28 protein-coding genes and 4 pseudogenes are annotated in these 26,620 nt (G+C 60.2%); 12 read left to right on the top strand and 20 right to left on the bottom strand.

Going from position 1 to position 26,620, the window contains the following annotated elements; genetic code table 11:
- Positions 1-243 precede the first annotated feature (243 nt).
- From AC1D2R_RS18700 to AC1D2R_RS18675, 6 genes are read right to left on the bottom strand one after another with little or no spacing between them, the layout of a single operon-like run.
- Positions 244-936 (bottom strand): amino acid ABC transporter permease, encoded by a 693-nt coding sequence (locus AC1D2R_RS18700; RefSeq protein WP_477969238.1) that lies wholly within the window; start codon positions 934-936, stop codon positions 244-246.
- An 18-nt stretch (positions 937-954) separates the two neighbouring features.
- Positions 955-1,662, bottom strand: coding sequence for an amino acid ABC transporter permease (locus AC1D2R_RS18695; protein ID WP_477969237.1), 708 nt, complete (start codon positions 1,660-1,662; stop codon positions 955-957).
- 56 nt (positions 1,663-1,718) lie between these two features.
- Positions 1,719-2,546 carry an amino acid ABC transporter substrate-binding protein gene (locus AC1D2R_RS18690; RefSeq protein WP_477969236.1) on the bottom strand — a complete coding sequence of 276 codons (828 nt, stop codon included), beginning with the start codon at positions 2,544-2,546 and terminating at the stop codon, positions 1,719-1,721.
- A 16-nt stretch (positions 2,547-2,562) separates the two neighbouring features.
- The gene (locus AC1D2R_RS18685) at positions 2,563-3,303 is read right to left on the bottom strand and encodes an amino acid ABC transporter ATP-binding protein (protein WP_477969235.1); all 741 of its coding nucleotides are present in this window, start codon (positions 3,301-3,303) and stop codon (positions 2,563-2,565) included.
- 8 nt (positions 3,304-3,311) lie between these two features.
- A complete protein-coding gene (locus tag AC1D2R_RS18680) occupies positions 3,312-4,787 on the bottom strand; it encodes an NAD(P)-binding domain-containing protein (RefSeq protein ID WP_477969234.1) in 1,476 nt (491 codons plus the stop codon).
- The gene (locus tag AC1D2R_RS18675) at positions 4,784-5,782 is read right to left on the bottom strand and encodes a LysR family transcriptional regulator (RefSeq protein WP_477969232.1); all 999 of its coding nucleotides are present in this window, start codon (positions 5,780-5,782) and stop codon (positions 4,784-4,786) included. Before AC1D2R_RS18675 ends, AC1D2R_RS18680 begins: the two co-directional genes overlap by 4 nt.
- 157 nt (positions 5,783-5,939) lie before the next feature.
- Between AC1D2R_RS18675 and AC1D2R_RS18670 the strand changes: the two genes are divergently transcribed.
- From AC1D2R_RS18670 to AC1D2R_RS18630, 9 genes and pseudogenes are all read left to right on the top strand, one after another.
- The gene (locus AC1D2R_RS18670; RefSeq protein ID WP_477969230.1) at positions 5,940-6,422 is read left to right on the top strand and encodes a CMD domain-containing protein; all 483 of its coding nucleotides are present in this window, start codon (positions 5,940-5,942) and stop codon (positions 6,420-6,422) included.
- Positions 6,419-6,994, top strand: coding sequence for a peroxidase-related enzyme (locus AC1D2R_RS18665; RefSeq protein ID WP_477969228.1), 576 nt, complete (start codon positions 6,419-6,421; stop codon positions 6,992-6,994). The genes AC1D2R_RS18670 and AC1D2R_RS18665 overlap by 4 nt, the downstream gene beginning before the upstream one ends.
- Positions 6,995-7,302: 308 nt before the next feature.
- A complete protein-coding gene (locus AC1D2R_RS18660; protein WP_477969226.1) occupies positions 7,303-8,643 on the top strand; it encodes a cation diffusion facilitator family transporter in 1,341 nt (446 codons plus the stop codon).
- A gap of 69 nt (positions 8,644-8,712) precedes the next feature.
- Positions 8,713-8,991, top strand: coding sequence for a metal-sensing transcriptional repressor (locus AC1D2R_RS18655; RefSeq protein ID WP_477969411.1), 279 nt, complete (start codon positions 8,713-8,715; stop codon positions 8,989-8,991).
- A gap of 93 nt (positions 8,992-9,084) precedes the next feature.
- A pseudogene (locus AC1D2R_RS18650) lies at positions 9,085-9,419 on the top strand (chromate transporter); the annotation flags it as partial.
- A gap of 21 nt (positions 9,420-9,440) precedes the next feature.
- Entirely contained in the window at positions 9,441-9,623 is a 183-nt protein-coding gene (locus AC1D2R_RS18645) for a hypothetical protein (protein ID WP_477969224.1), read from the top strand.
- Between the two features lie 76 nt (positions 9,624-9,699).
- The gene (locus AC1D2R_RS18640) at positions 9,700-10,005 is read left to right on the top strand and encodes a hypothetical protein (RefSeq protein ID WP_477969222.1); all 306 of its coding nucleotides are present in this window, start codon (positions 9,700-9,702) and stop codon (positions 10,003-10,005) included.
- Between the two features lie 20 nt (positions 10,006-10,025).
- A pseudogene (locus AC1D2R_RS18635) lies at positions 10,026-10,222 on the top strand (biotin carboxylase N-terminal domain-containing protein); the annotation flags it as partial.
- Positions 10,223-10,380: 158 nt separating this feature from the next.
- Positions 10,381-10,569 (top strand): hypothetical protein, encoded by a 189-nt coding sequence (locus tag AC1D2R_RS18630; RefSeq protein WP_477969220.1) that lies wholly within the window; start codon positions 10,381-10,383, stop codon positions 10,567-10,569.
- On the opposite strand, the gene AC1D2R_RS18625 is transcribed toward AC1D2R_RS18630, so the two are convergent.
- The gene (locus AC1D2R_RS18625; RefSeq protein ID WP_080739486.1) at positions 10,566-10,712 is read right to left on the bottom strand and encodes a DUF1127 domain-containing protein; all 147 of its coding nucleotides are present in this window, start codon (positions 10,710-10,712) and stop codon (positions 10,566-10,568) included. The two genes, AC1D2R_RS18630 and AC1D2R_RS18625, sit on opposite strands and share 4 nt — an antisense overlap.
- A 436-nt stretch (positions 10,713-11,148) precedes the next feature.
- Here AC1D2R_RS18625 and AC1D2R_RS18620 point away from each other — a divergent pair, with 436 nt between their 5' ends.
- The 3 genes from AC1D2R_RS18620 to AC1D2R_RS18610 all read left to right on the top strand — a co-directional run bounded on the left by AC1D2R_RS18620 (position 11,149) and on the right by AC1D2R_RS18610 (position 15,346).
- Positions 11,149-12,231, top strand: a complete 1,083-nt coding sequence (locus AC1D2R_RS18620) for a substrate-binding domain-containing protein (RefSeq protein WP_477969218.1) — start codon at positions 11,149-11,151, stop codon at positions 12,229-12,231.
- Between the two features lie 84 nt (positions 12,232-12,315).
- Positions 12,316-14,571: an ABC transporter permease gene (locus AC1D2R_RS18615; protein ID WP_477969216.1), complete on the top strand. Its 2,256-nt coding sequence runs from the start codon at positions 12,316-12,318 to the stop codon at positions 14,569-14,571.
- Positions 14,564-15,346, top strand: a complete 783-nt coding sequence (locus AC1D2R_RS18610; protein WP_477969214.1) for an ATP-binding cassette domain-containing protein — start codon at positions 14,564-14,566, stop codon at positions 15,344-15,346. The genes AC1D2R_RS18615 and AC1D2R_RS18610 overlap by 8 nt, the downstream gene beginning before the upstream one ends.
- Before the next feature lie 12 nt (positions 15,347-15,358).
- Here the strand turns inward: AC1D2R_RS18610 and AC1D2R_RS18605 are convergent, their stop codons facing one another.
- From AC1D2R_RS18605 to AC1D2R_RS18545, 13 genes and pseudogenes are all read right to left on the bottom strand, one after another.
- On the bottom strand, positions 15,359-16,426 hold the full coding sequence (locus AC1D2R_RS18605; protein ID WP_477969212.1) for an NYN domain-containing protein: 1,068 nt from the start codon (positions 16,424-16,426) through the stop codon (positions 15,359-15,361).
- An 83-nt stretch (positions 16,427-16,509) separates the two neighbouring features.
- Positions 16,510-17,081: pseudogene (repC, locus tag AC1D2R_RS18600) on the bottom strand (plasmid replication protein RepC); the annotation flags it as partial.
- Positions 17,082-17,145: 64 nt separating this feature from the next.
- The gene (locus AC1D2R_RS18595) at positions 17,146-18,390 is read right to left on the bottom strand and encodes a Zn-dependent hydrolase (protein ID WP_477969409.1); all 1,245 of its coding nucleotides are present in this window, start codon (positions 18,388-18,390) and stop codon (positions 17,146-17,148) included.
- Positions 18,387-19,229 (bottom strand): BtpA/SgcQ family protein, encoded by an 843-nt coding sequence (locus AC1D2R_RS18590; protein WP_477969210.1) that lies wholly within the window; start codon positions 19,227-19,229, stop codon positions 18,387-18,389. The genes AC1D2R_RS18595 and AC1D2R_RS18590 overlap by 4 nt, the downstream gene beginning before the upstream one ends.
- On the bottom strand, positions 19,226-20,140 hold the full coding sequence (locus AC1D2R_RS18585; protein ID WP_477969208.1) for a ribokinase: 915 nt from the start codon (positions 20,138-20,140) through the stop codon (positions 19,226-19,228). The genes AC1D2R_RS18590 and AC1D2R_RS18585 overlap by 4 nt, the downstream gene beginning before the upstream one ends.
- A 3-nt stretch (positions 20,141-20,143) precedes the next feature.
- Complete coding sequence (locus AC1D2R_RS18580) at positions 20,144-20,914, bottom strand: glutamine amidotransferase (protein WP_477969206.1); 771 nt, start codon at positions 20,912-20,914, stop codon at positions 20,144-20,146.
- A gap of 28 nt (positions 20,915-20,942) precedes the next feature.
- Entirely contained in the window at positions 20,943-22,031 is a 1,089-nt protein-coding gene (locus AC1D2R_RS18575; RefSeq protein WP_477969204.1) for a phosphotriesterase family protein, read from the bottom strand.
- 1 nt (position 22,032) lies between these two features.
- On the bottom strand, positions 22,033-23,058 hold the full coding sequence (locus AC1D2R_RS18570) for an ABC transporter permease (protein WP_477969202.1): 1,026 nt from the start codon (positions 23,056-23,058) through the stop codon (positions 22,033-22,035).
- Positions 23,055-23,849, bottom strand: a complete 795-nt coding sequence (locus AC1D2R_RS18565) for an ATP-binding cassette domain-containing protein (RefSeq protein ID WP_477969200.1) — start codon at positions 23,847-23,849, stop codon at positions 23,055-23,057. The genes AC1D2R_RS18570 and AC1D2R_RS18565 overlap by 4 nt, the downstream gene beginning before the upstream one ends.
- A gap of 80 nt (positions 23,850-23,929) precedes the next feature.
- Complete coding sequence (locus AC1D2R_RS18560; RefSeq protein ID WP_477969198.1) at positions 23,930-24,871, bottom strand: ABC transporter substrate-binding protein; 942 nt, start codon at positions 24,869-24,871, stop codon at positions 23,930-23,932.
- 132 nt (positions 24,872-25,003) lie between these two features.
- A complete protein-coding gene (locus tag AC1D2R_RS18555) occupies positions 25,004-25,624 on the bottom strand; it encodes a cupin domain-containing protein (RefSeq protein WP_477969196.1) in 621 nt (206 codons plus the stop codon).
- A gap of 175 nt (positions 25,625-25,799) precedes the next feature.
- Entirely contained in the window at positions 25,800-26,246 is a 447-nt protein-coding gene (locus AC1D2R_RS18550; protein WP_477969408.1) for a DoxX family protein, read from the bottom strand.
- A gap of 69 nt (positions 26,247-26,315) precedes the next feature.
- A pseudogene (locus AC1D2R_RS18545) lies at positions 26,316-26,522 on the bottom strand (tetratricopeptide repeat protein); the annotation flags it as partial.
- Between the last annotated feature and the right edge of the window lie 98 nt (positions 26,523-26,620).

The raw sequence follows: 26,620 nt of genomic DNA, 5'->3' as shown, positions 1-26,620 counted from the left end.
CAGTACGCGGGCTGGCGTCGGCGAAGCTCCACCGAAGTTAGCAACGGCGAAAGGCCGATGGCGCTGTACTGCGGGATCACCTCTCCTGAAGGACGGGTCCCTTCGAAATCGCTCTCTCCGCCCGCCCTTCGAGCTGCAAGCCGCGAGACAGATGGCTGACCGAGGAAAAGGCTGGCACTGCCTGCTGCGGGCAATCTATCGAGCTCCCGCAGATTGGGCTGCTATGACGACTTTACTTGAGGATCAGGACCGCACTCGCAGTGCACGCTCTGTCCTATCCGCGATTTGCGTGACGGCATAAGCAATCATCATGTAAATCACGACGGCGACTAGGAAGGCTTCAAGGTAGTAGAAGTTAAGCGCCGCGGTCAATTGAGATTGCGCGAAGATGTCGACCACTTCGATCGCAAATCCGAGCGACAGTGCCTTCATGATCACCATGAACGAGTTGGCGAGGTCCGGGATCGCGGCGACGATCACCTGCGGGAGCATGACCCGACGGAAGAGCTGGCTCTTCTTATAGCCGAGCGAATACGCGGCGTCCGCCTGCCCGGTATCAAACGAGTTCAGGGCGCCCTTTACGACTTCCGCCTGGAAGGCAGCAACGCAGGCCGTCAGGGCCACGATGAGCGTCACCCAGTTCGGCGTCGAATGACCGTTGTACTCCACGCCGACGAGCGCAGCGAGGAACTGCAGCGTCGATGGAAGACCGTAATAGGCGAGGAAGATGACGATCACCATCGGCACCCCCTTGAAGGCGACCTTGTAGGCGACGACGAGCTGGCGGAGCACGGGTATCTTCCGGTACTCGATCATGGCGAACAGGCTGCCGACGATCGTCGACAGGACGAAGATCGCAAGCGCCATCGTGAGCGTCAGTGGGACGGCGCCGAGGATTTCGTAGAGATCGGGGAGAAGGACTTCGCTATCGAACATGTTGATTTCTCTCCTCGATCATACGCTTGCCATCAGCGGAGCGCCGACGGTCTTGTCGCCCGGAGCATATCGTCCGGAGCGGCGCTCGAAGAACCGCACGACGGCCCAGGCGACGAGGCAGAGGACGGAGTAGAGCACTGCGAGCACGAGGTAGGTCTCGAACTGGTACTGGTTGTAATCCCGCTCCATTACGAGGTGGGCGGTCGCCATCACGTCGGCGGCGCCGATGTACATGACCAGGGCCACGTTGTGGATGAGGTAGATGATCGAGTTGCCATAACCGGGCAGCGCAATGTGGACGGCCTGCGGAGCAACGACACGCACCAGCTTCTGTCGGAACGTGTAGCCAAGACTGTCCGCTGCATCGTGCTGCCCGCGCTCGACGGCGAGGTAGGCCGGACGCATGACCTCCGACAGGTATCCGCCGTGATAGAGACTGAGGCCCAGCATGGCAGCGATCGTCGGCGAGACGAAGTCGTCGATGCCGAACACGCCGACAAGCACCGGAAGACCGTAGAAGGCGACGAACAGTTGAAGGACGACGGGGACGCTCCGGGCGTAGGATACGTATAGGTCAGCCAACTGGCTTATCACAGGGCTCCTGCGCACCCGGAACGTCGTCGCAATCAATGCCAGCACGAAGCCGGCGACCATGGCCGTGAACGTGATCGCAAGCGTCAGCGGCAATGCCGAGAGCAGCTCGGGGATCATTATGGATAGGTCCACGTCGGAACACTCCTTCTTTCAGTCCTGGGCCTGGTCGCCGGCTTCAAAGCCCGGCGCTACTTCATGTATGTGGTGATGTCCTCGCCGAACCACTTCTGCGAAAGTTTGGCGAGCGTGCCGTCAGCCTTGAGTTCCTTCAGAGCCTTGTCGATGCCATCGGACAAGGCCTGGTTTTCCTCGGATCGGTGAATGAGCACGAATGTGTTGTTGATCGCGACGGGCTCGCTGGCCTGGACGTTGAGCTTCTGTTCATCGATCACCGTCTGCTCGCCGAGGTTGGATGGCAGGACGAGCGCATCGTACTTTCCGTTCTCGACTTCCTTCAGCCTATCCGGATACGGAATACCCGCGCTCGAAGCCGTGACCTCAATCTTGTAGTCGGGGTTCTTTTCCTGCCATGCGGTGGCGAACTTGTAGATGCCGCCGCCAGCCGTCACAGGCACGATCTTCTTGCCCACGAGATCCTTCATTTCCTTGATACCGCTGTCCTTGCGGCTGTAGATCTTGATCAGGCTGGCGCCGATCGGCGCTTCTGGAATGAGGAACTGCTTTTCGCGCGCGGGCGCACGGTAGTAGCCTCCGGTCGCGATATCGTATTTGCCAGTCGCAAGACCCGTCTCCTGCGCGATGTCGGCAGCGCCTTCCATCACGAACTTGTACTGGGGAAGCTTGGCATTGATCGCCTTGAGAACGTCAGGCTCGTAGCCCTGCGGCTCGACGCCGATGGCGCCCCACGAGAGCGGCTTGGATTCCGCTGCGGTGGCGATCTTGATCGTCCGCACAGCATCCTGCGCATAGGAAGCGCCCGCGGTTGCGAGAGCGATGGAAACGCTGGCGACGGCAAGGCCGAAGCCGCGACGGGAAAGAGTTCTCGAAGAAGTCATTTCTGGCATCCTTTCTCTATTGAATCACACGTTCTGAACTGAGGAACTGGGCAAGTCGTGGGTTCGAAGGCGTATCGAAGATCTCGGTCGGACTGCCGTCGGCTGCGACGACACCCCGGTCCATGAAGACGATGCGGTTCGAGATGTTCTTCGCGAACTGCATCTCGTGGGTGACGAGAAGCGAGGTGATTCCGGAGGAAGTGACGTCCTTGATCACCTTCAGAACCTCGTTCACGAGCTCGGGATCAAGCGACGACGTGGGCTCGTCGAAGAGCATCACGTCGGGCTTGACTGCCAGAGCACGGGCAATGCCCGTTCTCTGGAGCTGGCCGCCGGAAAGTTGGGACGGATAGTTGTCGAGCTTGTCCAAAAGCCCTACCCGCTCGAGCTCTTGCAACGCGATGGCGCGGGCTTCGTCCTTGGACTTGCCCTGCACGACCACAAGCGGATCCATGACGTTCTGGATGACCGTCATGTTCTTGAAGACGTTGAACTGCTGGAACACCATCGCGGTACGCAGACGAATTGCCTGCACTGCCACCTTGTCCGGGCGCGCGAAGTCCATCCTGATGTCGTCGAATGCGATCGTTCCGGATGCTGGCTTCACCAGGTGGTTGATGCACTTCAGCAGCGTCGTCTTGCCGGTCCCGCTCGGTCCGATGATCGAAACCACGTCTCCTCGCTTCACCGAGAGATCGACACCGTTCAGGATCTGGGTGCTACCGTACGACAGCTTTAGGTTCTTGATCTCAAGCATTTCGGGTCTCAGGTCCTTTCGGAAGATAGTTCGGGAAGCGCTTCCGTCTCTGCGTCGAACCACTCGTCGCCGAGGAGTTCCGGCGTGTCGAAGGCCTGGAGGTTTTCGAAGTGCTTCTCGCGGTCAGCGACGAAAAGCGATCTGACGATCCCACGCGCCAGGCGATCGGCACCTTCGCTGATCGCCGGGATGTCGCCCGTGAGCTTGCCATGGCTCAGCGTCGCCGGAAAATTGAAGCAGTGGATCTTTGCGAGTGTCGGGCAGGAATCCCGCGCCCTTTCGAGGAACTCGAATGCGTCGCCGAGATCGGGCGAACCTTCAAGTTCTCCGTTCGCCATACCGTCGGGCGTCGGGAAGCGGTCGCGCCAGAGGCGGATATGGGGTTCGAAGGCGGCGAGTTCCGGCCGATTGGTCAGGTCGATCTTGAAGCCAGTTCCGAAGATCAGGAAGTCGACAGGATAGCTGGCTCTCGGGGTCGTCACCACGACGTGGTCGCCGTCTTGCCGCAGGTCGGTGATCGGGCTTTCAAGATGAAGGTGAGCCTGCTCGAAGGAACTGACGCGCAGCACGCTGGGTCGAGGCGGCGGCGTCTGCTGGCCCATGGCATAGTCCAGGAAGCGCCACTTCCATTCGTCCGGCAGCCCGGCGAAGCCATGGACGACGCCCTGGCTGCCGATGCCAGTGAACTTGTTGATCCGCGGCAGCTCCTTGCGGCGTACGAACATGTCGAGACGCGCTGCACCAGCTTCGAGAGCCGTGGCGGCATTGTCCATCGCCGACGCGCCCGCACCGACCACACCGACCCGCTTGCAGGAAAGCGCCGAAAAGTCAATTTCGTCAGCGGTGTGCGCCCAGAACCTGCGGTCGATGCCTTCCGCGATCGCAGGAACGAAAGGCCCACCAAGGCCGTCTCGCCCGGTCGCCAGCACGACGTGACGGGCGACGATCGTTTCCTTGGCGCCATCCTGACTGCACACAAGGTCAAGCATCCCATCCTCGCGCGGGAGGATCGCATCAACCGAAACGCCGTTCCGTACAGGCAGCTCAAGCACCTTCCGGTACCAGATCAGATAGTCCATCCAGATTTCGCGGGGAGCGCGGTCGAGGGCCGTCCATGCCTCGCGGCCGAAGCGCGCTTCGTAATAGGCCCGGAACGTGAGAGCAGGAAGTCCCATGGCGGGACCGGTGAGTTGCTTGGGAGAGCGAAGGGTCCGCATCCGGGCAAACGTGACCCACGGCCCTTCCTGACCAGCGGGCGCCTTGTCGAGGACGACATGGTTGGCGACGCCAAGGCGCTTCAGCATCCCTGACGCCACGAGTCCTGCCATGCCGCCGCCGATGATGACGACGTCGACGACGGGCTGGCCATCAGCTTCACGAGCGGGAACCCACGCCTTGGCAGGTAGTTCCAGCCACGAGAGGTCCTGGCGCAGGCGCTCCTCGAGAGTGTCCAGATTGTCCGGAGGTGTGAAAAGGTCGCTCATGTGGACGTTCCTTCAGAAATGATGGTTTGCCCATAGACAGTGTCTGCCAGCGCATCCGTGCCGTTCGTCTCCAGCAGACGGCAGCCGGGCATTGCCAAGGCCTTCGCGCGCGCGGCGTCGATCACGGCGGAAACCGTCGGCGTGAGTGGCAGTGCCGCAGCGGAGATCGCACCAAACAGAAAGGGAATGGTTTGATCGACCGTGCGCATCACGATCCCGTCCAACGGCACGCCGCAGACAGTGGCAGGCTCGACAATGGCAACACCCAGTCCGGCACGGACAAGCGAGAGCGCTGTCAGCGAAGCATTCACGTCGATGATACGCTCCGGAGCGACCCCAACTCGTTCCAGGGCCTCGTCGATGCGATGACGGAGACGATAAGGATTGGCCAGTGTGATGATGCGGCGATCGGCTAGATCCGCCAGGCGCACGACTTCGTCCGCAGCCAGAGGATCGTCAGCGCCGATGGCGACGACGCAGGGAGCTTCCGCGATCCAATGAATCTCGAGGCCGGGATGTTCGAGTGGAAGGCTCGAAATTCCCAGATCCGCCGAACGGGCGACCACTGCCTGCACGACATTCTCCGCCGCCAGCGCCTGCACGTGGAGATGACGGGGGATGAGATCCGCCGGGACGGCTGCCAGCGCCTGCGGCAGGATCCCTGCAGCGAGTGACGGCGTCGCTGCGACGGTCAGCGTCGACGGCTCGTCACGGCCGATTGCCGCCGCCCGCTCGCGGATGTGGGTGAGGCTGGCAAGGTGACGTTCGACCTCGGCATGGAAGCGCAGGCCGCGCGAGGTAGGCTGAATGCGCCCGCTGCTTCTATGAAGAAGTGCGTAGCCGAGATCGGCCTCCAGATCCTGTATCTGGCGGGTGACTGCGGGTTGCGAACGCCCGAGCAAGCGCGCCGCTCCGGTGACACTACCTGCGGACATCACCGCCGCGAAGGCTTCAAGCTGTCGAATGTCGATCGAGTTGCTATGCATAAATGACATCAACCATTGTCCCTCATGTTTTGTAAGCATGGGTTTTCTATAAAACCACTGGAGAATAGATAATTATTTCGCATGGAAATCCGCACCTCATGCTAGATTAACATGGCCGACCGTAGACCTACCTGGTGCTCTCCAGCGAAATTCAAAGGAGCCTCTTTTGACACTGATTGAAACCCTTGCCGCCGTCAGGCCTGGCTCGGCGCTTGCCGAAGCCGTGGAGAAGCGTGCGGAGATCCTGCGTCTGAGCGAGGCCGCGCACGACGCCGTTCTTCTTCCCCGTGATCCGGGCGGCCTGTCCCATGGCCTGCGAGCAGCTCTTGCCGCGCGTATGGCCCGGCACAATGGCAATGAAGCGCTTGCAGGGCACTACGACGGCCTAGTGGAACGCGCGGCGGAAGATGCGACGGCATTGCTCGCGCAACCCGGCGCGAACGTGGACGACGGGCGTACCGCCGAGATCGTCCGTCACGCCGACCGACTGACGGTCGCGCCGCGCGAGTCTACCCGTGGCCACATCGAATCATTGCGAAGCATGGGTGTTGCCGATGCCGACATCGTCCGGCTTTCGGAGCTGGCCGCCTTCGTGAACTACCAGGTGCGCGTCATCGCAGGTCTGGCGCTGATCGGAGCAAGACAATGAGCGAAGTCGTCCACAGCTTCACCACCACGGTTCCACGCTGGCAGCCTTACGTCGTTCCGGTCGATCTTGAGACCGCGACCGAGGAACAGCGCGAAGCGATGCAGGTCACCCCCTCCGACAGGGGCATCTCGACATACGTCCTGACGCTCGCACATGACCCGGAATCGCTTGCGGTCCGCTCTCCCCTGTTCAACCTCATCATGTACGGGAAGGACGGACTGTCACTGGGCGAACGCGAGCTGGGCGCCACGGCCGCGTCCGTCGTCAACCGCTGTGTCTACTGTGCCGCCGTCCATGCGTCCCGGTTCATCAACTATACGAAGCGAACCGACGTGATCGACACGATCTTCGCCGATGAACTAGACGCGGAACTCGACGAGCACCTTCAAGCCATCTTTGACTTCTCCGCACATCTTTCGATCACCCCGCCGGGAGCGACGCAAGCTGACGCGCAGGATCTAGCCGATGTCGGTCTTTCCGAACTTGAATCCCTGGATCTTGTTCTGTCGTCTGCCATTTTCGGCTGGGCGAACCGCCTGATGCATACGCTGGGCGAGCCCCTAAAGGACTGAAGCCCAGAAGGATAGGTCCGCAAGCAGGAAGTGCCACCGACAGCGACATGCTGAAGCCGTGAAGGGAAGGTCCGCCTCCCAAGACGCGTACCCAGCGATCCCATCATCTGCTTGAATGGCGGTGTAGGCGCCGTCGGTCGGGTCACGGTGACCGTGGCGTTGGCCCGGTTGCGCCAAAACCCGCATGGTTTCCGTCGAACGCCGCCTCTATGACAACCGCTGTCCTCGGCGACACCGCGCAAAAGCGAGCAACTTGACCTATCCCCTCCAGGGGGATAGGTATTTACTTCCATCGCAAGAGGTATGCAATGTTCGCCAGCATCAAAGAATGGCTGGGCTTCGGCCCAGCGGGCCAATCCCATGGCCACGGGTCCCACAGTCACTCTCACGGAGACGCTCGCGGCCACGGCCACACGCACGGCGTGGTCGATCCGAGCATTGCCTCCTCCCAGCGCGGTATCTGGGCCATCAAGTGGTCCTTTTTGATCCTTGTGGTCACCGCAGGGCTGCAGCTTGTCGTCGTCTTCTCTTCGGGCAGTGTGGCGCTGCTCGCAGATGCGATCCACAACGTCGGCGACGCCGCAACGGCCATCCCGCTCTGGATCGCGTTTTCGCTCGCCCGCCGGGCCGCCACGAGGACCTTCAACTACGGTCTCGGTAGGGTCGAAGACTACGCTGGTCTCATCATCGTTCTCATCATTCTCTTCAGTGCGCTCGTCGCGGGCTACGAGGCGATCGACCGCCTGATCAATCCGCAGTCAATTACGCAGCTCGCAGCGGTCGCCGCAGCGGGGATCATCGGCTTCATCGGCAACGAGGCCGTCGCGGTCTTCCGCATCAAGGTTGGACGCGAAATGAACAGCGCCGCCTTAATCGCGGACGGCTATCATGCCCGCACGGACGGCCTGACCAGCCTTGCCGTCGTGCTCGGCGCGCTGGGCGTATGGCTTGGCTTCCCACTGGCGGATCCCATTATCGGCCTGCTGATCACGCTCGCGATCTTAGGCATCGTATGGCAGTCTGCGCGGGCGGTCGTCACGCGGAGCCTCGACGGTGTCGAGCCGGGCATCACGGACGAAATCCATCACGCGGCCGAACATGTACAGGGGATCAAGCAGGTCGTGGACGTGAAGGCGCGGTGGCTTGGCCACAAGCTCCATGCTGATGTTGTGATCGCAGTGGATCCGTCAAAGACACTGTCGGAGGCGAACGTCATCGCATCCGACCTTCGCCGAGAACTGCAAGGTCATCTCCCCTCGCTTGGAACCGCCACCATTCAATTCGACGATCAGGGCGTTGCGCCGACAGGTCCGGCTACTCACGGCCACCATCACGCGCCAGCACCATTCACGGTCAGTTCCCGATTGGCGACCGGATTCCTGGAGATTGTCGACACTCCCGAAGGCGAGCGCATGCGGCTCTCGATCTCGAAGCATGTCAAAGGCCTCGAGGCAGTGGTCGAGATCGGCCGAGAAGGCAGTGTCGAACGGCTGCCGCTTCTTCCTTCACCGACGGATCACCATGCTCTGGTCAGTACAAATGCTCCGGCAGAACCCCACGAGTTCGACGCCACATTGAAGCTTATGGCGGGTGTCGAGATCGACGACCTTCCCTTCAGAATGGAAGAGCCGGAAGGCCATCATCACTGACTTGCCGGATCGGCGGCCGTCGGCGTAAGGTCGGGCCGCCCCCTTGGAGGGATCGAGAACATGGATACGATGACCGAACCGCACACCCACGCCACCCATCCTGAGATCGTCAAGCGCCTCAAGCGGGCGGAGGGCCACCTGAAGAGCGTCATTGCCATGATCGAAAGCGGCAAGCCCTGCCTCGACATCGCGCAGCAGCTCTCTGCCGTCGAGAAGGCTATCGTGAACGCAAAGCGGACGCTCATCCAGGACCATCTCGATCACTGCCTTGAGGAGACGGTCGGCGCCCTCCCCCGCGACAAGCGACAGTCCATCGACGAGTTCAAGACGATCACGAAGTACCTCTGACGGCATGGCCGATCTCGGACTGTTCGCTGCCGCCTTCGGGTGCCGCGATCATCGCCGATGCAGTCTGAAGCAGCGCTTGTTGGTCTTCTGTAGTTCCTCGGGTTCATGGGCGCCTACCGAGCGCCGGGCGCAGTGTCGCCACTGCTTGCCGGAACCCTGGGCGGGTTGTTGACGAACTGGGTGACTTTGTCCCTTGCTTCCTCTGGATATTGCTCGCCACGCCGTTCATGGAGTCACTGCGTCGCAACGAGACACTTTCTGCGGCGCTAGCGGCGATTACCGCTGCGGTGGTCGGGATCATCCTGAACCTTGCCGTGTGGTTCGCAATGCAGTGCCCTGCTGACGCCGCTGCCGTTGTTGCGGTGTTCCGCTTCAAGGGCCTGCTGACCGTCTTGGCGGGCAAGCGCGCTTGTCGGGCTGGCCGATAGCCTGACGTTCGGAGTTCACCCATGAACAACCTTTCCCCACGGGTCGCGATCGTTTTGCGCGGCGACCGCGAAACCCTGCGTACGGCGACGCCGCAGAACAATCGCTTTCACCGGATCTTCGAAGAACTATCAGCATTCGGGCTGGCTCCGGAGCCCGCCCTCTTCGACGAGGAGTTCGCGATCGGTAGTCCCTCGATAGAGTGATGGTTCTGCAAAGATTGAGTTGACCGCTTTCGATGGCGAGGCGACAGTGGCAACCTGCAAGGCAGGAGGAAAAACGATGGACGAGCCAGACCGCTGGCGCCACATGGCAAGCGCACCGAAAGATGGTAGTCGGATCCTGGTCACGATCCGCCAGTCCGAACAAGGGCCGGCAGAAGTTGACCTTGCGTACTGGTCGAATGGCGATCAGTTCGGAGGAGAAGGCTGGCGCGCGTCTGATTCCTCACCCGGGCACATCATCGAATATGCTGAGCCGGAATTAAAATGTTGGATGCCGATGCCCTCGGCCAACTTCAATCGCCTCTCGATGCCCTCACCCTGGGAAGGCAGCGACGCCCAGCAGTTCGACGGGTCAGGGATTTAAGAAAATCGCGCCGAACAACAATGGTTCTCGCCTCCGCGAAGAGGTCCAGATTGCCGTCCGCCACGACACGTACGCCACGTGCGGCTCTCGTCGCCAACCGTCCTGAAGTTGCTATCCGCGTTTTCCGCGCCGCAAACAACTGGGAATAAAAACGGTTGCGATATGGGCAGAGGAACTCCACCGGTTCAAGGCGGACGAGAGCTATCGCAACGGCCAAACGGGGGTGCTGAGCCATGTCTGTCTTGTCGATAAGGGCTTGCTCGACATCCCGGTCGTCGTTCTCAGCGCTACATAATCGGCAACAACCGCGCCTGCTATGATCGGCTGCTCGTCGTGTGGAGAGATCTGCCTGGGAGGACCTGGGATATACTCTACATGCTTGAGGCGATCCACGAGACCGCCAACTGGTCGACGGCGCGCATTCGTTCGATCCGGGACTTGCTCGGTCAGACGGCGGAGCGATGGAACGATGGCCAACCGATCCCGGACCAAGAGGCGGACGCAAAAACGCCCGCGTCATCAGCGGGCGTCGAGCAGTCTCAGAACTGGATGCTGTGCGATTAACGCGCGATCGATGCGCGGGCAACGCTACGGATATCGGCGCGGTCGATGCCGAGGTCCTGCAGTTCGCGGCTGGACATGCGGCCAAGTTCGTTAACGGTCTGACGGAACTTGCGCCAGTTGTTGAAAGAGCGTGCGACGTTCATGATAATCCCCTTTCCTGAGGGCTTCTGACGTCAGCAACCGTTCTTGGCTCCGGCGTCGTTTCGATGATTGGAATATAGGGGTTTCAATCGGTTTAAAACAGCGATAATCCCTCATCTCACCTATGCGCAGGACGCATAGGCTCTCCGGATCCAGCGATCGATGATTGTTTTTTAGGCCAAGTAAATTGATCAAAAAGCATCCATGGCCTCAACGGGTCAGGTCGAGAGCGCAACAACCCCAAGATGAAAAAGGGCGACGCCAAATCATATGCATCTCAGGTCCCTTCTAACGCCAGCAAATTCGTAAGCACGAATGGTTTGCCGTTTACATATACCAAAATTGCGCGGATTATCTGCGATGGGAGGAAGCCTTCGGCACTCTCGACAGACTGCACCCCGACGGCTTTCCACCCTTGGTTTCAAGGGAGGACCAATCATGGACCGGATTTTGCTGTTCACGGCATCGGCCGCGGTATTATCGCTCGGCGTCTTGCATGCAAATGCGCAATCAGGCAGCGTCGAGAAAGCAGTTGGAGGCTACAACTTCGCTGAAGCAGCCAAGGAGGCCACCGGCACGAAGAATTTCCATTCCGCTGACGGTCATTTGACTTTCGCGGTTGTGACACACACAGCGGGCAACGGCTTTTTTGACCCTGTTTATGTCGGCGCAACTGTCGCCGGGAACATGATCGGCGCCAAGATCCTTCTGCTCGGTTCGGAATCACCGGTAGATGATCCCGCCCGCGAAATCGAGATCCTCAACCAGATCGTCCAGGATCCGACCATCGACGGGATCATTATGACGACGCCACAGGTCGGCGCCTACAACGACATCGTCAAGGCCGCCGAGGCGGCTGGCATCCCGATCGCAACGACCAACTCGTTCGACGCCACCATACTGCACCGAAACGCAATCAGCCACACCGGCCAGGACGCATCAGCCGCAGCAATCGGCGGTGAGGCGCTCGCAAATTGCGTGATTGCCAGTGGTGCGACAAGCGGCTCGATCGTGCTGCCTTCCTCCACAGCGATGGGCAACATCGAGGTGAACAACCGTGTCACCTCTGCATTCAATGCGATTGTCAAGACGTTGAAGGCCGCGGGCAAGCTCGACGCCTTCAAGGTTGACGCTGGTCCGGAGAACGTCGGTATCGACACGAACCCGAACGACCCTGTCAACGCACTTGTTTCGCTCTTCGAGTCGCGTGGCGACGTAGTCGGCGCGTTTACGGCCAACAACGTCTTCACGCCGCCGCTCGTCAAGGCAGTCGCCCAGATAGGGCGGACCGGCAAGTTTTGCGCTTACGGTTTCGACCTCGGTCCGGCACAGCAGGAGGGCATCGCCTCCGGGAATCTGACCGGCTCGCTGGGTCAGCAGCCCTTCCTGCAGGGCTTCTGGCCTGTCATGCAGCTTTATCTGCAGATCGATCGCGGTATCGCGGCGGCCAATCTCGACACGCGTGCCCAGCTCGTGACGAAGGATACGGTCGAAAACGTCGGCAAGCGCTTCGAAAACTGATGGCCGTTCGAGAGATCTGAAATCAAGGCGGGAGGGTGCGAGCCGTTCCGCTTCGCGACGGCAACGACCGACTGGTGGAAACTCATGGCGACTACCACGACGACATCGCTCGGCCGTGCACCGCCCCAGCTCCTCGGCGGCTGGGAGGCCGGGTTGCTCCTGTTCCTCATGTTGCTCTATTTCGGCGGGGTTCTGGTCAATCCGGCCTTTTTCGGATCAACGGAGGCACTTCACGCGCTTCTGCGCGATACGTCCCGAGTGGGGATCATCGCGGTTGGAATGACGTTCGTCATCGTCAACAGGGATCTCGATCTTTCAGTTGGCTCGGCCTACGGTCTGGTCGCCGTGGTTTTCGCCAGGCTGTTTGCTCCGAGCTTTCTCGACTTCGGGATTATTACGTCCCTGATCCTCTGCGTGCTGTTGGGCACGGTGATCGGCCTCGTCAACGGCGTGCTTGTTACTGTCCTGAAAGTACCTGCCTTCATTGCAACACTGACGATGCTTTTCATCGGTCGCGGGTTCGTGCTCGCGCTGACGCATGGTCAGGCGATCTACTACGCCGACAAGGCGAGGGACCAGCCGCTCTTCTTCCGCCTCGGTGAGATGAATGTTCTCGGCTTCAACAACCAGATCGCGATCTTCTTCCTCGTCGCCGTGGTCGGAGCCTATGTGCTGGCCAAGACCCGCTGGGGCTACGAGACCTTCGCCACCGGGGGCAACGAGCAGGCGGCAGCCTATGCCGGCATTCGCACGCGCTGGGTGCGCATTCGCGCATATCTGCTCTCGTCGCTTTGTGCGACCCTTGCGGCCCTGTTGTCGGCCGCGCAAGACCGGGGCGTGACCCCGCTTTATGGCGTAAGCTGGGAGCTCACCGTCATCGCATCGGTCATCATCGGTGGTGCATCGATCCTTGGCGGGCGCGGTCGCGTGATCGGGTCGTGCCTTGGCGCGGCGGTCGTCGTCCTGATCGACAAGGTGCTACGCGAGGGCTGGCCGATCACGCGCGTCGTCGTTATCGACGGTGAAACCATGTCAGTCGGCGCCAAGTTCACCCTGCCTGCGGGCGCAGTGCAGGTTTTCCTTGGTCTCCTTCTCGTCGTCGCGGTGCTCGTCGAACCTATCCTCATTCGACGCCAGGTCGCAGCGCGGCTCTGGAGGTGGCTCCGCGGCCAGCCACCACCGCCGGTCTACGAGATGGGCGGCGTAGCGCTTGAGGGCGTCCAGACCAAGGGGGCCATGGCGACCGACACGTCGCTGTCGACCAGGGGGCTCGGCAGATTTCTCGCCCGCCGCGACGCGCTCGCCATCATTCTGACGGCCATATTATGGCTGACGGGCTTTGCGCTCAGGCCCGACTACTGGTGGAACCTGTCCAATACCTTTGCCATCCTGCTCAACTACACGGAACTGGCTCTCATTACGATCGGACTCGCCTATGTCATCTCGGCCGGTGATATCGATCTCTCTGTCGGCGCAGTGCTCGCTCTTGCCGGCAGCACCGCGGCATATTTCCTGAAGGTTCTGGGCGCCGACCCGCTGACCGCCGCGACGATGGGCCTGCTCGCGGGGACGACCGCCGGAATCGTCAACGCCGTCGTCACGGTCGGCTTCAAACTGCCTGCCTTCATCGCCACGCTCGGCATGTTCTACATTGCACGAGGCCTCGCCGCCTGGTTTGTCGCGGGCCAGCAACTCACCGGCTGGCCCGAAGGTTACAACCTGCTGGGCCGCAAGGTGAATGACGTTCTGCTCCATTTGGGGCTTTCGCTGCCACCAGGTATCATTCGCACGGTCGCGGAGGTCGTCAGCGTCCAGACGATATGGATGTTTTTCGTGGCCCTGATCGCCGGTATCGTGCTCGCCTATACACCGTTCGGGTGGAAGGTCCGCGCTGCCGGCGGAAACGTCCGCGCTGCTGCCTATGCTGGTATCAACACCAACCGCGTGCGCTTCATCTCCCTCGTGCTGGCAGCATTCTGCGCCAGCATGGCGGGGATCATCAACGTTGCCTATTTTCGCAGCTTCAACCCGGTCGCCGGCCAGTTTCGTGAACTTGACGCTATCGCTTCGGTGATCATAGGCGGTGCTTCGATCTTCGGTGGATACGGCACCATGATCGGTGCGCTTGCGGGCGCGGCCGTAATCACGCTCGTGCGGGCACTCCTGCAACTTAACGTTCAGGGGTTCAGCATGCCGCAGCACTGGATCAATGTCTTCATTGGCATCATCCTTATCGTGGCGGTGTTGATCGATATATGGGTGCGCCAGACCAACATCTTCGGGCTCCTGCGAACCCGCATCGCAAGAGGCGCGCCAACACGGGACAGCAGCCATGGCTGACGCGATACCGTCCGAGCCAATCGTCGAAATGCGGGGAATCCAAAAGGCCTTTGGAGCCGTGCAGGCGCTTCGCAATGTCGATCTCAGGCTTTATCCGGGTGAGATTCTTGGGTTGGTCGGCGACAACTCGGCCGGCAAATCGACGCTCATGAAGATTCTGACCGGTGCCTATCAGCGCGACGCGGGTGACATCCGCATTGCTGGGCGACAGGTGCGCTTCAAGAGCCCGCACGAGAGCCGAGATGCCGGCATCGAGATGATCTACCAGGATTTCGCACTGTGCGGGAACATGGATGTCGGCCAGAATATCTTCCTTGGACGCTGGCCGGTCAAAGGCCCCTTCGTCAATCGGCGGAAGATGTACGCGGACGCGGACAGAGTGCTCAAGCAGCTCAAGGTCGACGTGAACTCGGTCTATCAGAAGGTCGAGAGCCTGTCGGGCGGCCGGCAGCAATCTGTGGCGATTGCCCGCGCAATCTCGTTCGAGCCGCGCGTCGTGGTTCTCGACGAACCGACTGCCAACCTTTCCGTGATGGCGACCGAACGGCTGCTCGAAACCATGCTGGAGTTGAAAAAGCAAGGTGTGGCCCAGATCATAATCTCACACCGTCTCGTTGACATTTTTGCCGTGGGGGATCGCGTCATGGTCCTCAAGCGCGGCGAGTATGTCGGCGACCGCTACATCAGGAACACCGACGAACATGAAGTGCTGGAGATCATCGTTTCCGGCACGCGAGAGCGCGCGCTGACAGCCGATGAGGCGAGAAACGTCTGATCGATCGGCGCGTCACCTGACGGTTCCATCGCAAGTGTTGAGGCACGGCGCGTGGTGTTGGTGCATCGATTGTTTTCGCCAATGAGCTGGCGTGAGGTCCAAGCGCGCCGGGGTTAGTACGCGGTGAAGCACGTGCTCAAGCTTTGTTCGGTTGATGTTGAAAAGCTTATAGGTGGCGACGACTTCACGCCAGCCCGCCCATCGTCTCCCATGAAAGCATGGACCGGTTCCGAACTCTCCGTTGGTGGTTCTCGGGCCAGAGCAGAGACAGTAGGGTGCGATATCGGCAAACTTCCTCGTTACACGCTCGCCTTGGGGGCTTCCTTGAGCCGAACCAGGATTATTTTGTGATTGTCTGCAGCTCGTTCGGCTGTGACGAGGCCGGATGACGAGGTCACTTAACCTGGGGAATCCGTAGTTACGTGCGTCGAAGTCGGGAGCTTGCTTTGCCAAATGGTCGCCCACCCGCGCTAGGTTGGCTCGCCCGTCTTCGTCTGCCGTCGCTCTAACTGCCTTAACCAGCATCTCCCGAGCTGCCTTGTTCAAACCCGCCCTCTTAGGTGGGACTTTTGCGGCGGCAGGTTTCACCGCCTCTGGCTTTGGAGCAGGAGCTACCGCTTCTTCGATCTCGTCAGCCTGTCCATTCAGCACGTCGAAATATACGAATTTGTCGCAAGCGGTAATGAATGGCCGAGGTGTCTTGCGTTCACCGAACCCGTAGACGGTGACCGCCTGTTCACGGATGCGGGCGGCGAGACGTGCAAAATCACTGTCGCTGGAGACAATACAGAAACCCGAAAACCGCCCCGTGTAGAGCAGGTCCATAGCGTCGATGATCATCGCGCCGTCGGTAGCGTTCTTTCCGGTTGTGTATGCGAATTGCTGGATGGGTTGAATCGAATGCTCGAGCAGGCATTCCTTCCAGCCTTTCAAATTGGGGCCCGTCCAATCGCCGTAAATGCGTTTGACGCTGGCCGTCCCATAATTGGCGATTTCGGCCATCAGACCTACGACGATCTTTGGCGATGCGTTGTCTCCGTCGATTAGCAGCGCGAGCGTTCCCGAGTTGTCAGTTGCCATAGTTCCCCCTTGTGATGGCGATCAGATTACATGTCGAAAACTCGGCGACAAGCTAACTTTCCCTGAGCATATTATCGTCGATCTCAACCAGTTCTCCGTCGGACGTAACCATTGGCGCGAACCAGCGACATGAGCATGGGACCAATCGCGAATTCCCCGTTGTCGGTGCGCCGTGTCAGATCGCGAAGGTATCCGCACGCCGAATTGATGTGACCGCCGCGCTCAAGGATGCAGGCAATCACGGTCGCCGCATTTTCTGGACCCATTGTCGAGCAAGCCTCTTGATATGCGGACGGGCTGACGCCGAGCGTCGGTCGGACAACGACCGCGGCGGTCATCAAATCCCGCCAACTGCCAACCTGGCCGCCCGGCCCGTAAGCGGAAATCTCGGGGCACGCCTGCAGGACCAGCCCGAAGGGGAACGACTTCATTGGCGCAGGATCACCCGGCCCATCGACCTGTTTCCCTCCCCTACTCCGAACATCCGGTGTGATTCCACGGTTGGCCGACGCAGCGCTCGGCTTTCCAACGTGAAGCGAGACGTTTGCCCCCTGCTTCGTTTCGAAGCCGGTTCAAGTTCATAAGTGGATTCGGGATTTGAATTCTGTATGTGGCGCTCAATTTGAGATTCATTAGAGTGGATTTTTTGTGTTTTTGTGCACGTTTCCAATTGGTTGACGACTCTTCCTGGAGCCGCGACATCTCGTCCAGAGCGGAAACTAGGGGCCCAGAACTTCCAAAGTGGATTGAAGCAGCATCTGCGTTCCGGCGACACTGTGTTTCGGTTCGACGTGTTCTGCTTCATTATGGCTTAAACCATCCTTGCAGGGCACAAAAATCATGGCTGCCGGCGCAATCCGCGCCACATAAAGCGCGTCGTGAAAGGCGCCGGAGACCATGTGCTTGAACGGTAGCCCGAGATGACGTGCTGCTTGTTCGACCCCTTTGATAACATTCTTGGAAAACGAGGCAGGATGCATGTCGAATGTCTTGCGAACATCAACTTTACAGCCATGCACGGCAGCCGAAGACTGAAAAGCGGCCAATACTTGCGCTTCGATGGAGTTCAGGCGATCGACCAGCGGATGTCGCAGGTCAACAGTGAGGATGACGGACCCTGGAATAGCATTGACGGAGCCAGGATGGGCGCCGATCCTTCCAATCGTCAAGCGCGCGTTTTCGTCCTCAGGCATGATGGTTTCATAAAGCATGTGCAGGGCCGAGGTAACGGCAACCATGGGATCGCGGCGAAATGCCAGGAGGGTTGTTCCAGCGTGTGCAGCCTGCCCCGTAACGGTGACCTCAAGCCAACGGGTCCCCTGCACGCCGGTGACGATGCCGATCGGAGTATCTTCCTTTTCCAGGGAAGGGCCCTGCTCGATGTGAAGTTCGAGGTAACCCGAAATCGGAATCCCGAGCGGTCTGCGCGCCGCCACAGGGAGTGCCGCAAGGGTTGCTGCCAGGGCATCGCGCCACAACACCCCGTCTGTTCCGCTGATGTCGTGCCAATCTTGCGGAATGTGCCCGAGCGAAAATGCCATGGAGCCCATGGTGCCCGGTGCAAACCGGCTGCCTTCCTCGTTTGTCCACGCAACCACTTCAATCGGCGCGTCCGTCTCTATTTTAGCATCTTCCAGTGTCTCCAGAACCTCAAAGGCGGCAAGCGTCCCCAGCGCACCGTCGTAACGTCCACCCGTTGGCTGGCTATCGAGATGGCTGCCGATGAGAAAGGGGGGACGGTTCCTGTTTCTGCCGTCACGACGAATGAACAGATTGGCCAAGGGGTCCTGAAAGACGCTGAATCCGCGCTTCAACGCCAGGCTGGCCAGAAGCGCCCGTGCGGCCTGGTCTTGCGGACTAAGCGCCGGCCGGTTGACGCCGCCGGCTGGCGTTGCGCCGATTGCGGCGAAGTCATCAAGTCTCCTCAACAGGCGCGCGCCGTTGACCTCAGCTGACGATCTCATCTCTTTAATCCGGCGATAAAGGCCGTGACCCGCGCCTTCTCTACCTTGTTCCACCAGACGCCGTCATATTTCAGCGAGCTCGCGACGATGACGCCATCGACGATGTCGAGGATATCGCGGACGTTGTCGGGTGTGACCCCGCTGCCGACCAGCGTCGGCAGGCCGGCGGCCTCCTTGATCAGGCGAATGTAACCGAGATCAGCGGCATGGCCGGTGCGCTGGCCGGTGGCTATGACCGCGTCGGCATCGAAAAAGACGAGATCCTTGACCTGTTCCTCTACGGGCCGATCGGCGACGATCGCATGCGCGCCGTGCTTCACATGGGCATCGGCAAATATCTTGATGCCGTTGGCCCGAAGTTTTGCACGGAAGCGCATGGCGCGTGCTGCTTCACCCTCGACGAACCCCTCATTCGCGACATAGGCATTGGCCCACTGATTGACTCGCACGAAGCCGGCGCCGCTCGCGCTAGCAATGGCAAGTGCCGGAATGGCCGCGTTGGCCAGCACGTTGATGCCGATCGGGCGACCGAGCTCGCGGCGGATGCGGTCGGAAATCACCGACATGTAGGCGGCGGTTTCGGGCCCGATTTCGTCCGGCTTGGAGAAGGGGATATCCCCGTGATTTTCAATGATGACGCCATCGCAGCCACCGTCGAGATAGGCACGGGCATCGTCCAGGCCTTGGCTGTAGATGTCTTCCACATCCTCGCCTTTATAGCGCGGCGCGCCCGGCAGGGGAGCCAGATGCACGACACCAATTACGGCTTTGCTGCGGCCGAAGAGGGAGGTGATCGCATCGCCGGTGCCTGGACCGACCGGTTTTGAGGACTGTGTCATGCATGTTCCGTTTCTGATTTCTTGATGAGATCTGATAGTTCATCGGCTGTGGGGCAAGAGGAGAGTGTCCCTGCCCGTGTCACGGAAAGCGCAGATGCCTTGACCGCAACACGCAGGGCTATCTGCGGGGGCATTGCCTTGGCCAGACATCCCGAAAAGACGCCGCAGAGCACGTCACCCGCCCCGCTGGTATCGACCGCCGCAACTTTCAGGGCTTCGATATGAACGGGTTTGGCACCGGTGCCGGCAAGGAATAGGCAACCACGGGAGCCGAGCGTGACGACCACCGACTTTGCTCCAAGTTCGACGAGTTTGGCGGCAGCGTCTGCTGGCAGCGACAGATCCGAAATCGCCCCGGCCTCACCTTCATTGACGATGACGAAATCCACATTTCCAAGCTCAGGCTTTGCACCTGCGACAAGAGGACTGGCGTTGAGAACTGTCGTGAGACCTTTTCCACGCGCCGCACGCAGGCAGGCGTCGGTCACCGCACCGGCAAGGTTTCCCTGCATGACGAACACGTCACCCGGCTCTATCGTGGCGAGCATGCCGGTCTGCCGGAGCGGATCGAATGCTTGGGCGCAGGAGACCCCGCTGAGGATGATGTTTTCACCGTCGGCATCGACGGCAACAGTGGAGCGGTCGCTAGGCAGATCGAATTCCGCCAAGCAGATACCATCGATCTCGCCGCCCAGCGTTTCGCGGATCCAGGCGCCATTTGCATCCCGGCCGATCGCTGCCCAGAGCGTGACCGGCACCCCGGTGCGTGCGGCGGCGACCGCCTGATTGGCGCCCTTGCCGCCGAGGCCGTCGGCATGGCTCATCGCATTGCGAGTCTCGCCCGCCTTTGGAAAGCGGTCGAGACGGAAGGTGGTGTCGATGCAGACATTGCCGGCGACATGCACGCGCATGGCTCAGGCTTTCGCCGTTGCCCAGGCGAGCATCTGTTCGAACAGGGTCTTGTAGCCCGGCCAGGCGATGAAGCTCGACGGCAGCCAATGCGGGCCAACATCGGAGGTCCAGGCGACAGTGCGGCCCTTGCCGTAGGTTCCAGTCACCAGCAGCGGCTGCGAACCGTAGTCCGTCGAGACGGTCGCCAGAACCTCAGCGCCGTCCTTGACCGTCACTTCATTGTAGCCGAGGAGGATCGGCCAGTCGGTGCCGAGACCCTTCAGGATCGGGTGGTTCTCCTTGCCGGTGACGACCGGGGCAAAGCCTTCCGGCACCTCCATGCGGTCATCGACGGACAGGCAGGAGACCGGCAGCACCTCTTCGACCGGCGTCTTGTGATAGCGCGCGCCACCATTGATGCCCTGGAAGCTGTAGTAGCCGCCGAACATCAGGAGGGCGCCACCGTTGCGGACGTAATCGCGCAACAGCCGGAGACGGTTCGGCGTCGTCTTGGAGTGGATCCAGGTGTCGGGATGCAGCAACAGCGTGTTTGCACCGATATCCGACAGGATAATGGCATCATAGGCGGACAGTGCTTCCAGCGATTGCGGGAAATCGCGCTGGGCTTCGTGGGCCGGCATGAACTGGACGTCGAAGGAGCTGTCCTTCAACGCCGCCAGAAGCTCGTCGGCGCCGGTGTGATAGGTCACGGTCGGGAACTGATCGAACCCCTTGATATGGGTGGCAGTGGAAACCCAGGACTCGCCTGCGAGAAGGACTTTGGACTTGGACATGGAAACTCCTTGGACTTATTGTCAGCGCTCAAAGCACGCTGGAGAAAACGGTTTTCGGATTGTCGATCAGCATCTGGTCGATGGCCGTCTGATCGACCCCGTGACGCTTCAGGCGCGGCAGGAAATGTTTCAGGATGAAGCCGTAGCCGAAGCCGCCGTAACGGGTGAGCATGATTTTCAGGAACACGTCCTGCGAGAGCAGAACGCGATCACCATACCCCATATCGATCAGCACGCGGATCGCACGGGCGTTTTGCTCGTCGGATGGCGACTGGGCGTCCTGATCGGCATAATAAAAGTCCATGCCAATCATGTCGTATTCCAGAAAGGCACCCCGCTCGGCCAGAGCCTTCTGATAGGGCAGATCGTCATGGCTGGGGTTCATGTGGCAGAGAACGGTGTGGCGGAGATCGGCACCTTCCTTCTCGACGATGTCCAGGACCTCATGGGCCAGTCGCTCCCAGCCGGGTAGATGGATGGAGAGCGGCACGCCGGTAATTTTCGAGGCGCGTGCCGCCGCCCGCAGGGACTTCCGTTCCTCGTCGGTGAAATCCTTGCTGACGCCGATTTCGCCGATGATGCCAGCCATCACGTCGGGCTGGCTCTTGCCGCCGCCCACATCGTTGACGATGAAGTCGGTGACCTCGTCGACATCCATGGCCTTCAGCCAGTCCGGATGGCTGAATTCAAGATAGAAGCCGGTGCCCATGACGATCTTGAGACCGGACATTTTCGCAATGCGGGCGAGTTTGGCCGGATCGCGGCCGATGCCGATATTGGTGGTATCAACGACCGTGTGACCGCCCAGTGCCTGAAACCGGCTGAGTTCCGAAAGCGCCAGGTCGCTGTCGTCAAGCGAGACGTTGTCGCGGTTCATATAGGGGTTCATCCGCAATTCGCCGATGATCTCCATGCTGACCTTCTGTTCACCGATGGCCTGCGCCTCCGGGTGGCAGGGGCAGCGCCAGGACTTGGCACCGTCGAGCAGGATGTGCTCGTGCATCAGGGTAATGCCCATGTCGAAGACCGGCACGGGTCCGAGAGCGGTCATGACCGTTCCGGATTTGACGCCGATATCGGCACGCGCTCTCGGCGGCGTATCGAACAGATGATCCATGTCACTTGCCTCTGACTGCACCGCGGAAGAGGCGGAAGTTGAGCCAGACGGCAATCAGGATGATCGTGCCCGTAACGATCGGCGTCAGGAACGGCGACATATGGGCAAGGATCAAACCATTGGCGATGACTGCAACGGTCAGAGCACCAAGAACGGTACCGATAACAGTGCCCCGCCCGCCGAAGAGGCTGGTGCCGCCCAGCACTACGGCGGCGATGACCTCGAGCTCGAACCCCTGGCCCGCGTTGGAGGATCCGGAACCGAGACGGGCGGTGACGATGATCCCGGCCAGCGCCGCCGCGGCACTGGAGAGGATATAGACGAACATGGTTGTGAAGCGCGTGTCGATGCCGGCACGGCGCACGGCCTCAGCATTCGCACCGATGCCAGTAACGTAGCGGCCAAACGGGGTCTCGTTGAAGACGATATAGGCGACCAGCAGCACGGCAAGGGCGATCAGCGCCGGCACGGGAACGCCCAGGAACCAGGACCTGCCGATGACTGTGAAGAAGCTCGCCGGATCGACCGGGATCGAGTAGCCGCCGGTGATCAGCAGCGCCAGGCCACGGATGACGGACAGCCCTGCCAGGGTGACGATGAAGGCCGGAATACGCTCGTATGCAATGAAGAAGCCGTGGATGGCACCGATCATCACGCCGAGCGACAGCATCAGGAGAATGACCAATGGCCATGCGAGCCCTGCCTGCAAAGCCGTTGCCGACAACGTGGCGACCAGCGCCAGCACCGAGCCCACAGACAGGTCGATCCCGCCGGTGGTGATGACGAAGGTCATGGCGGCGGCAACGATCAGAAGCGGCGCCGACTGGCGGATGATGTTGAGCAGGTTCGGGGCAGTCAGGAAGGCATCGGTGATGATCGAAAAGACAACGCAGACGACGAGAAAGAACAGGGCGATCGACACGACGCTGCCATTGGCCAAGAGCTTGTCCCAGAGCGTTGCCTTGCGCAGTCGCGAGGACGAGACGTGAGAACCGGCATGCCCGGTTTGCGATGAAGGCATGCTCATGCGGAAACTCCGGTTTCACTGCCGTTCGCGGAGCGCGCCGAAAATCTGCGCCCGACGATCAAGTTGACGACTTCCTCGATACTGGTGTCACCGATCAGCCGTTCGGCGACATTGCAGCCTTCGTACATCACCTGGATGCGGTCGCAGACGAGAAACAGGTCCTGCAGGCGGTGGGTTATCAGAATGACGCTGACGCCGCGGGCGCTGACCGCGCGGATGAGTTCCAGCACAGCTTCGACCTCGGCAACGGCAAGCGCTGCCGTCGGCTCGTCCATGATGAGAACCTTGGGCTCGAACGAAGCCGCACGGCCGATGGCGATCGACTGGCGCTGGCCGCCGGACAGGTTTTCGACTTTCAGCCTGGTATCGGCAATGACGATGCCGAGACGGTCGAGCATATCGCGCGTCAGTCCGTGCATCTTCTTGTTGTCGAGGAAAGGCACGCCAAGAATGCGGCGGCGCGGTTCGCGGCCAAGGAACAGATTGCCCGCCACATCCACCGTGTCGCAGAGTGACAGGTCCTGGTAGACCATTTCGACATGGGCGGCGCGCGCGTCTGCCGGCGATGAGAAGGAAACGGCCTTGCCATCGATCTCGATGGAGCCACTATCTGGAATGACGGCGCCGGAAAGCACTTTGCTCAGCGTCGATTTGCCGGCGCCGTTGTCTCCGACCAGCCCCAGCACTTCACCGGGCTTGAGCGTGAGCGAGACATTGTCCAGCGTCTGAATGGGATTGTAGCGTTTCGAAATACCGGTCATCCGGACGCGGTATGGTGTGCCGTCGGTCATGGTGGGCTCTCCCCGATTGCCTGAACGGGCATGGCCAGTTTCCTCAAACCGGCCATGCCGCGATGATGCGGGAAAAACCCTTACTTGAACATGTCCTTGAACTGGGCAACGTTCTCCTTGGTGACGATGGTCACCGGAATGTTGATGACCGGCTCGATGGTTTCGCCCTTCTTCAGCTTGACCAGCGCTTCGACGGCAGCCTTGCCTTCACCGGCCGGATCCTGCTGAACGACGGCGGTGACCCAGCCTTCGTCGATACCCTTGACCGCCTGCGCCGTCAGGTCCCAACCGAAGATCTTGACGTCCTTCTGGCGGCCCTGGCTTTCGACGGCGGATACGGCGCCGATCAGCTGCGGTTCGCCAGTGGCGTAGATCGTCGTCATGTCGGGATTGGCGGTCATCAGGTTTTCGGCCGCACCCAGCGCGATGTCCTGCTGGTTCTGACCATCGACGGTATCAAGGAAAGTGACTGCCTGGCCGCCATCGGTCACAGCCTTCTTGAAGCCGTCAAGACGCTGGTTTTGGATGAAGGAGTTGAGTGCACCGACGATGCCGGTCTTGGCCGTGCCGGACATATCGGACTTCACATGGTCGGAAAAGAACTTGCCGATGTCTTCGCCGGCCTTGGCATTGTCGACGCCGATGAAGGAGATGTTGTCACCGTCCGGGATCTGCGCGTCGATGGCAATGACCGGAATGCCGGCGGTTTTTGCCGCCGTAATCGCAGGCTTCACACCGTTGACGTCGATGGCCACGAGAATGATGCCGTCGACCTTCTGGGTGATGTAGTTTTCAATCGCATCATTTTGCGCTGCAGGCACGTTGTTGGCGTTGAAGATTACCAGTTTCGCACCGGCGGCATCCGCGGCCTTCTGTGCGCCGTCATTGATCTGGTTGAAGAACAGGGCCTGCTGGTTGATAGTGACGAGCGCAAACGTGTCTGCGCTGGCGGACGCAACGCCGCAAGCCAGTGTCATGACGACTGCTGCGGTGCTGCGGATCAAAAGTCTGGAAAGGCGCATTCGGGTTCCCCTTGTTTTCGGAAAGGCCCGTAGCCGGGCTCATCAAGCGCTTAAGCGCCAGCGCATAATTCAAGAGACTTGAATTTTTGTCAAGTCTCTTGAATTGACGTTTCCGAAAGTGCTCGCGGGGGATCAGAATGTGGCTGGCGTGTTGACCCAGAAGATGCTGGCGCGCTGTTGCCCGACATTGCGATAATGATGCGGGAGCTCAGAGTTGAAGACGAAGGCATCGCCGGCGGAAAGCATGAAGCTTTTCCCGTCCACAATCAGCTCGATCTCGCCCGAAAGGAGATACCCGACCTCTTCTCCGGCATGCTGGATCGGGCCGGCGCTTTCCCCTTTTTCCTCGATATGATGGATGTTGCACTGAAGCAAATGGCCGGCCGAATAGGGGATGATCCGCTCCAGTGAGATCCCCTCGCCACGACGCAGGGGATCAAGTGCAATCAGCGGCCGGGTGCCCCCACGGAAGATAATACCCTCTTCTCCGCCGGATTCCTCGAACATCCAGCCAATATTCGTATCCAGTGCTCCCACCAGACGGTGCAGCATTGGCAACGACGGAGACGCCTTGCCATTTTCAATTTTTGACAGCAGGCTTTCCGAGCAATTGGCCGCGCCTGACAGTGCCTTCAGCGTCATGCCGCGCGTCTGGCGCGCAAGCCGCAAACGCACTCCCAAACGGGCGGGGTTGGCGGCCTGCACATCGTCCTCGTCGGGAATTGCGGCCTTCAATTCAAACCCTTTTTTCATGCGATCTTTGTCTTCTATTGTTTAATGGGAGAGCTCTTGGGTGTCTTGCACTGAGAGCTTTCTATCGGACTGCCCGGTGAAACCAGGATCACTTTTACCATTCATCTTTCATCGTAATCAAGTCTATTGAATGCGTGACGAATTGCGTCTACCCCCGCCCATTGAAACGGAAGCGCTAGAGCACGGCGCCAAGCCATCGCGGCATGGCATTTGTTCGGTCTTTGATCAGTCGAGCGATGGATATTGACCCGGCACCCGCTGTGGCCAGAACCAACATGCCTCCGGCGATTGCCAGATCCTTCTCGAAATGCAGCATCTCATTCTGGCTTTCAAAGTTGGTGTGGAAGAGAAAGGCAGTCGCCAGGCAGAAGAGGCCCAGTGCCACCGCGCCAAACCGGCTGAGAAGACCCATCGCAACAGAAAGGCCGCCGCCGATTTGAAGGACTATGACAGCGATCGCAACCGGCGCCGAAAGGCCCAGCGCAGCGAAAGTCTCGATGGTCCCGGTGATGTTGGCCGCCAGTGACAAGCCTTCATGCAGGAATATCAGGGACAAAAGAAGCCTGCCCAGAAGAAGAACGATATCGGCCAGCCGCGGCCGGCTTGGTGCGTTTTCCATCATATCCTCCAGTTTGTTGAGGGCAGGCGGTTCTGCCGCCTGCCCATGCGCGCGTGTCCTCGTCAATTGCGGCGCGATGGCCTTTTGCAGCTCCCTGAGTTCCTCGCAGATGCTTGGGCAAAATTGCTCAGCGATGACACCTGCTCGTCGGCCCTCGCCATCTCACCTGCTTCCGCGCAGAGCTCACCCAGATATTCACGCGCTGGCAGCGCGTATAGCCGTCAGATTATAGACATCCGCCTGCTGATTGTCCCGGGCAATGCCTCGAAGCTCCGTCAGGGGCGCCAGCATAAGCGTCTCCGCCTTTGACGAAGCTGCCCAAGCCGGGAAAGGCGAAATGCAAGCCGCAAATGGCGACATTGTCGCCATACGCCTGT

Source organism: Rhizobium sp. P1_C7 (assembly GCF_056406295.1).
Note: the sequence above shows the minus strand (reverse complement) of the source record. Positions and strands in the feature narration are given on the sequence as shown.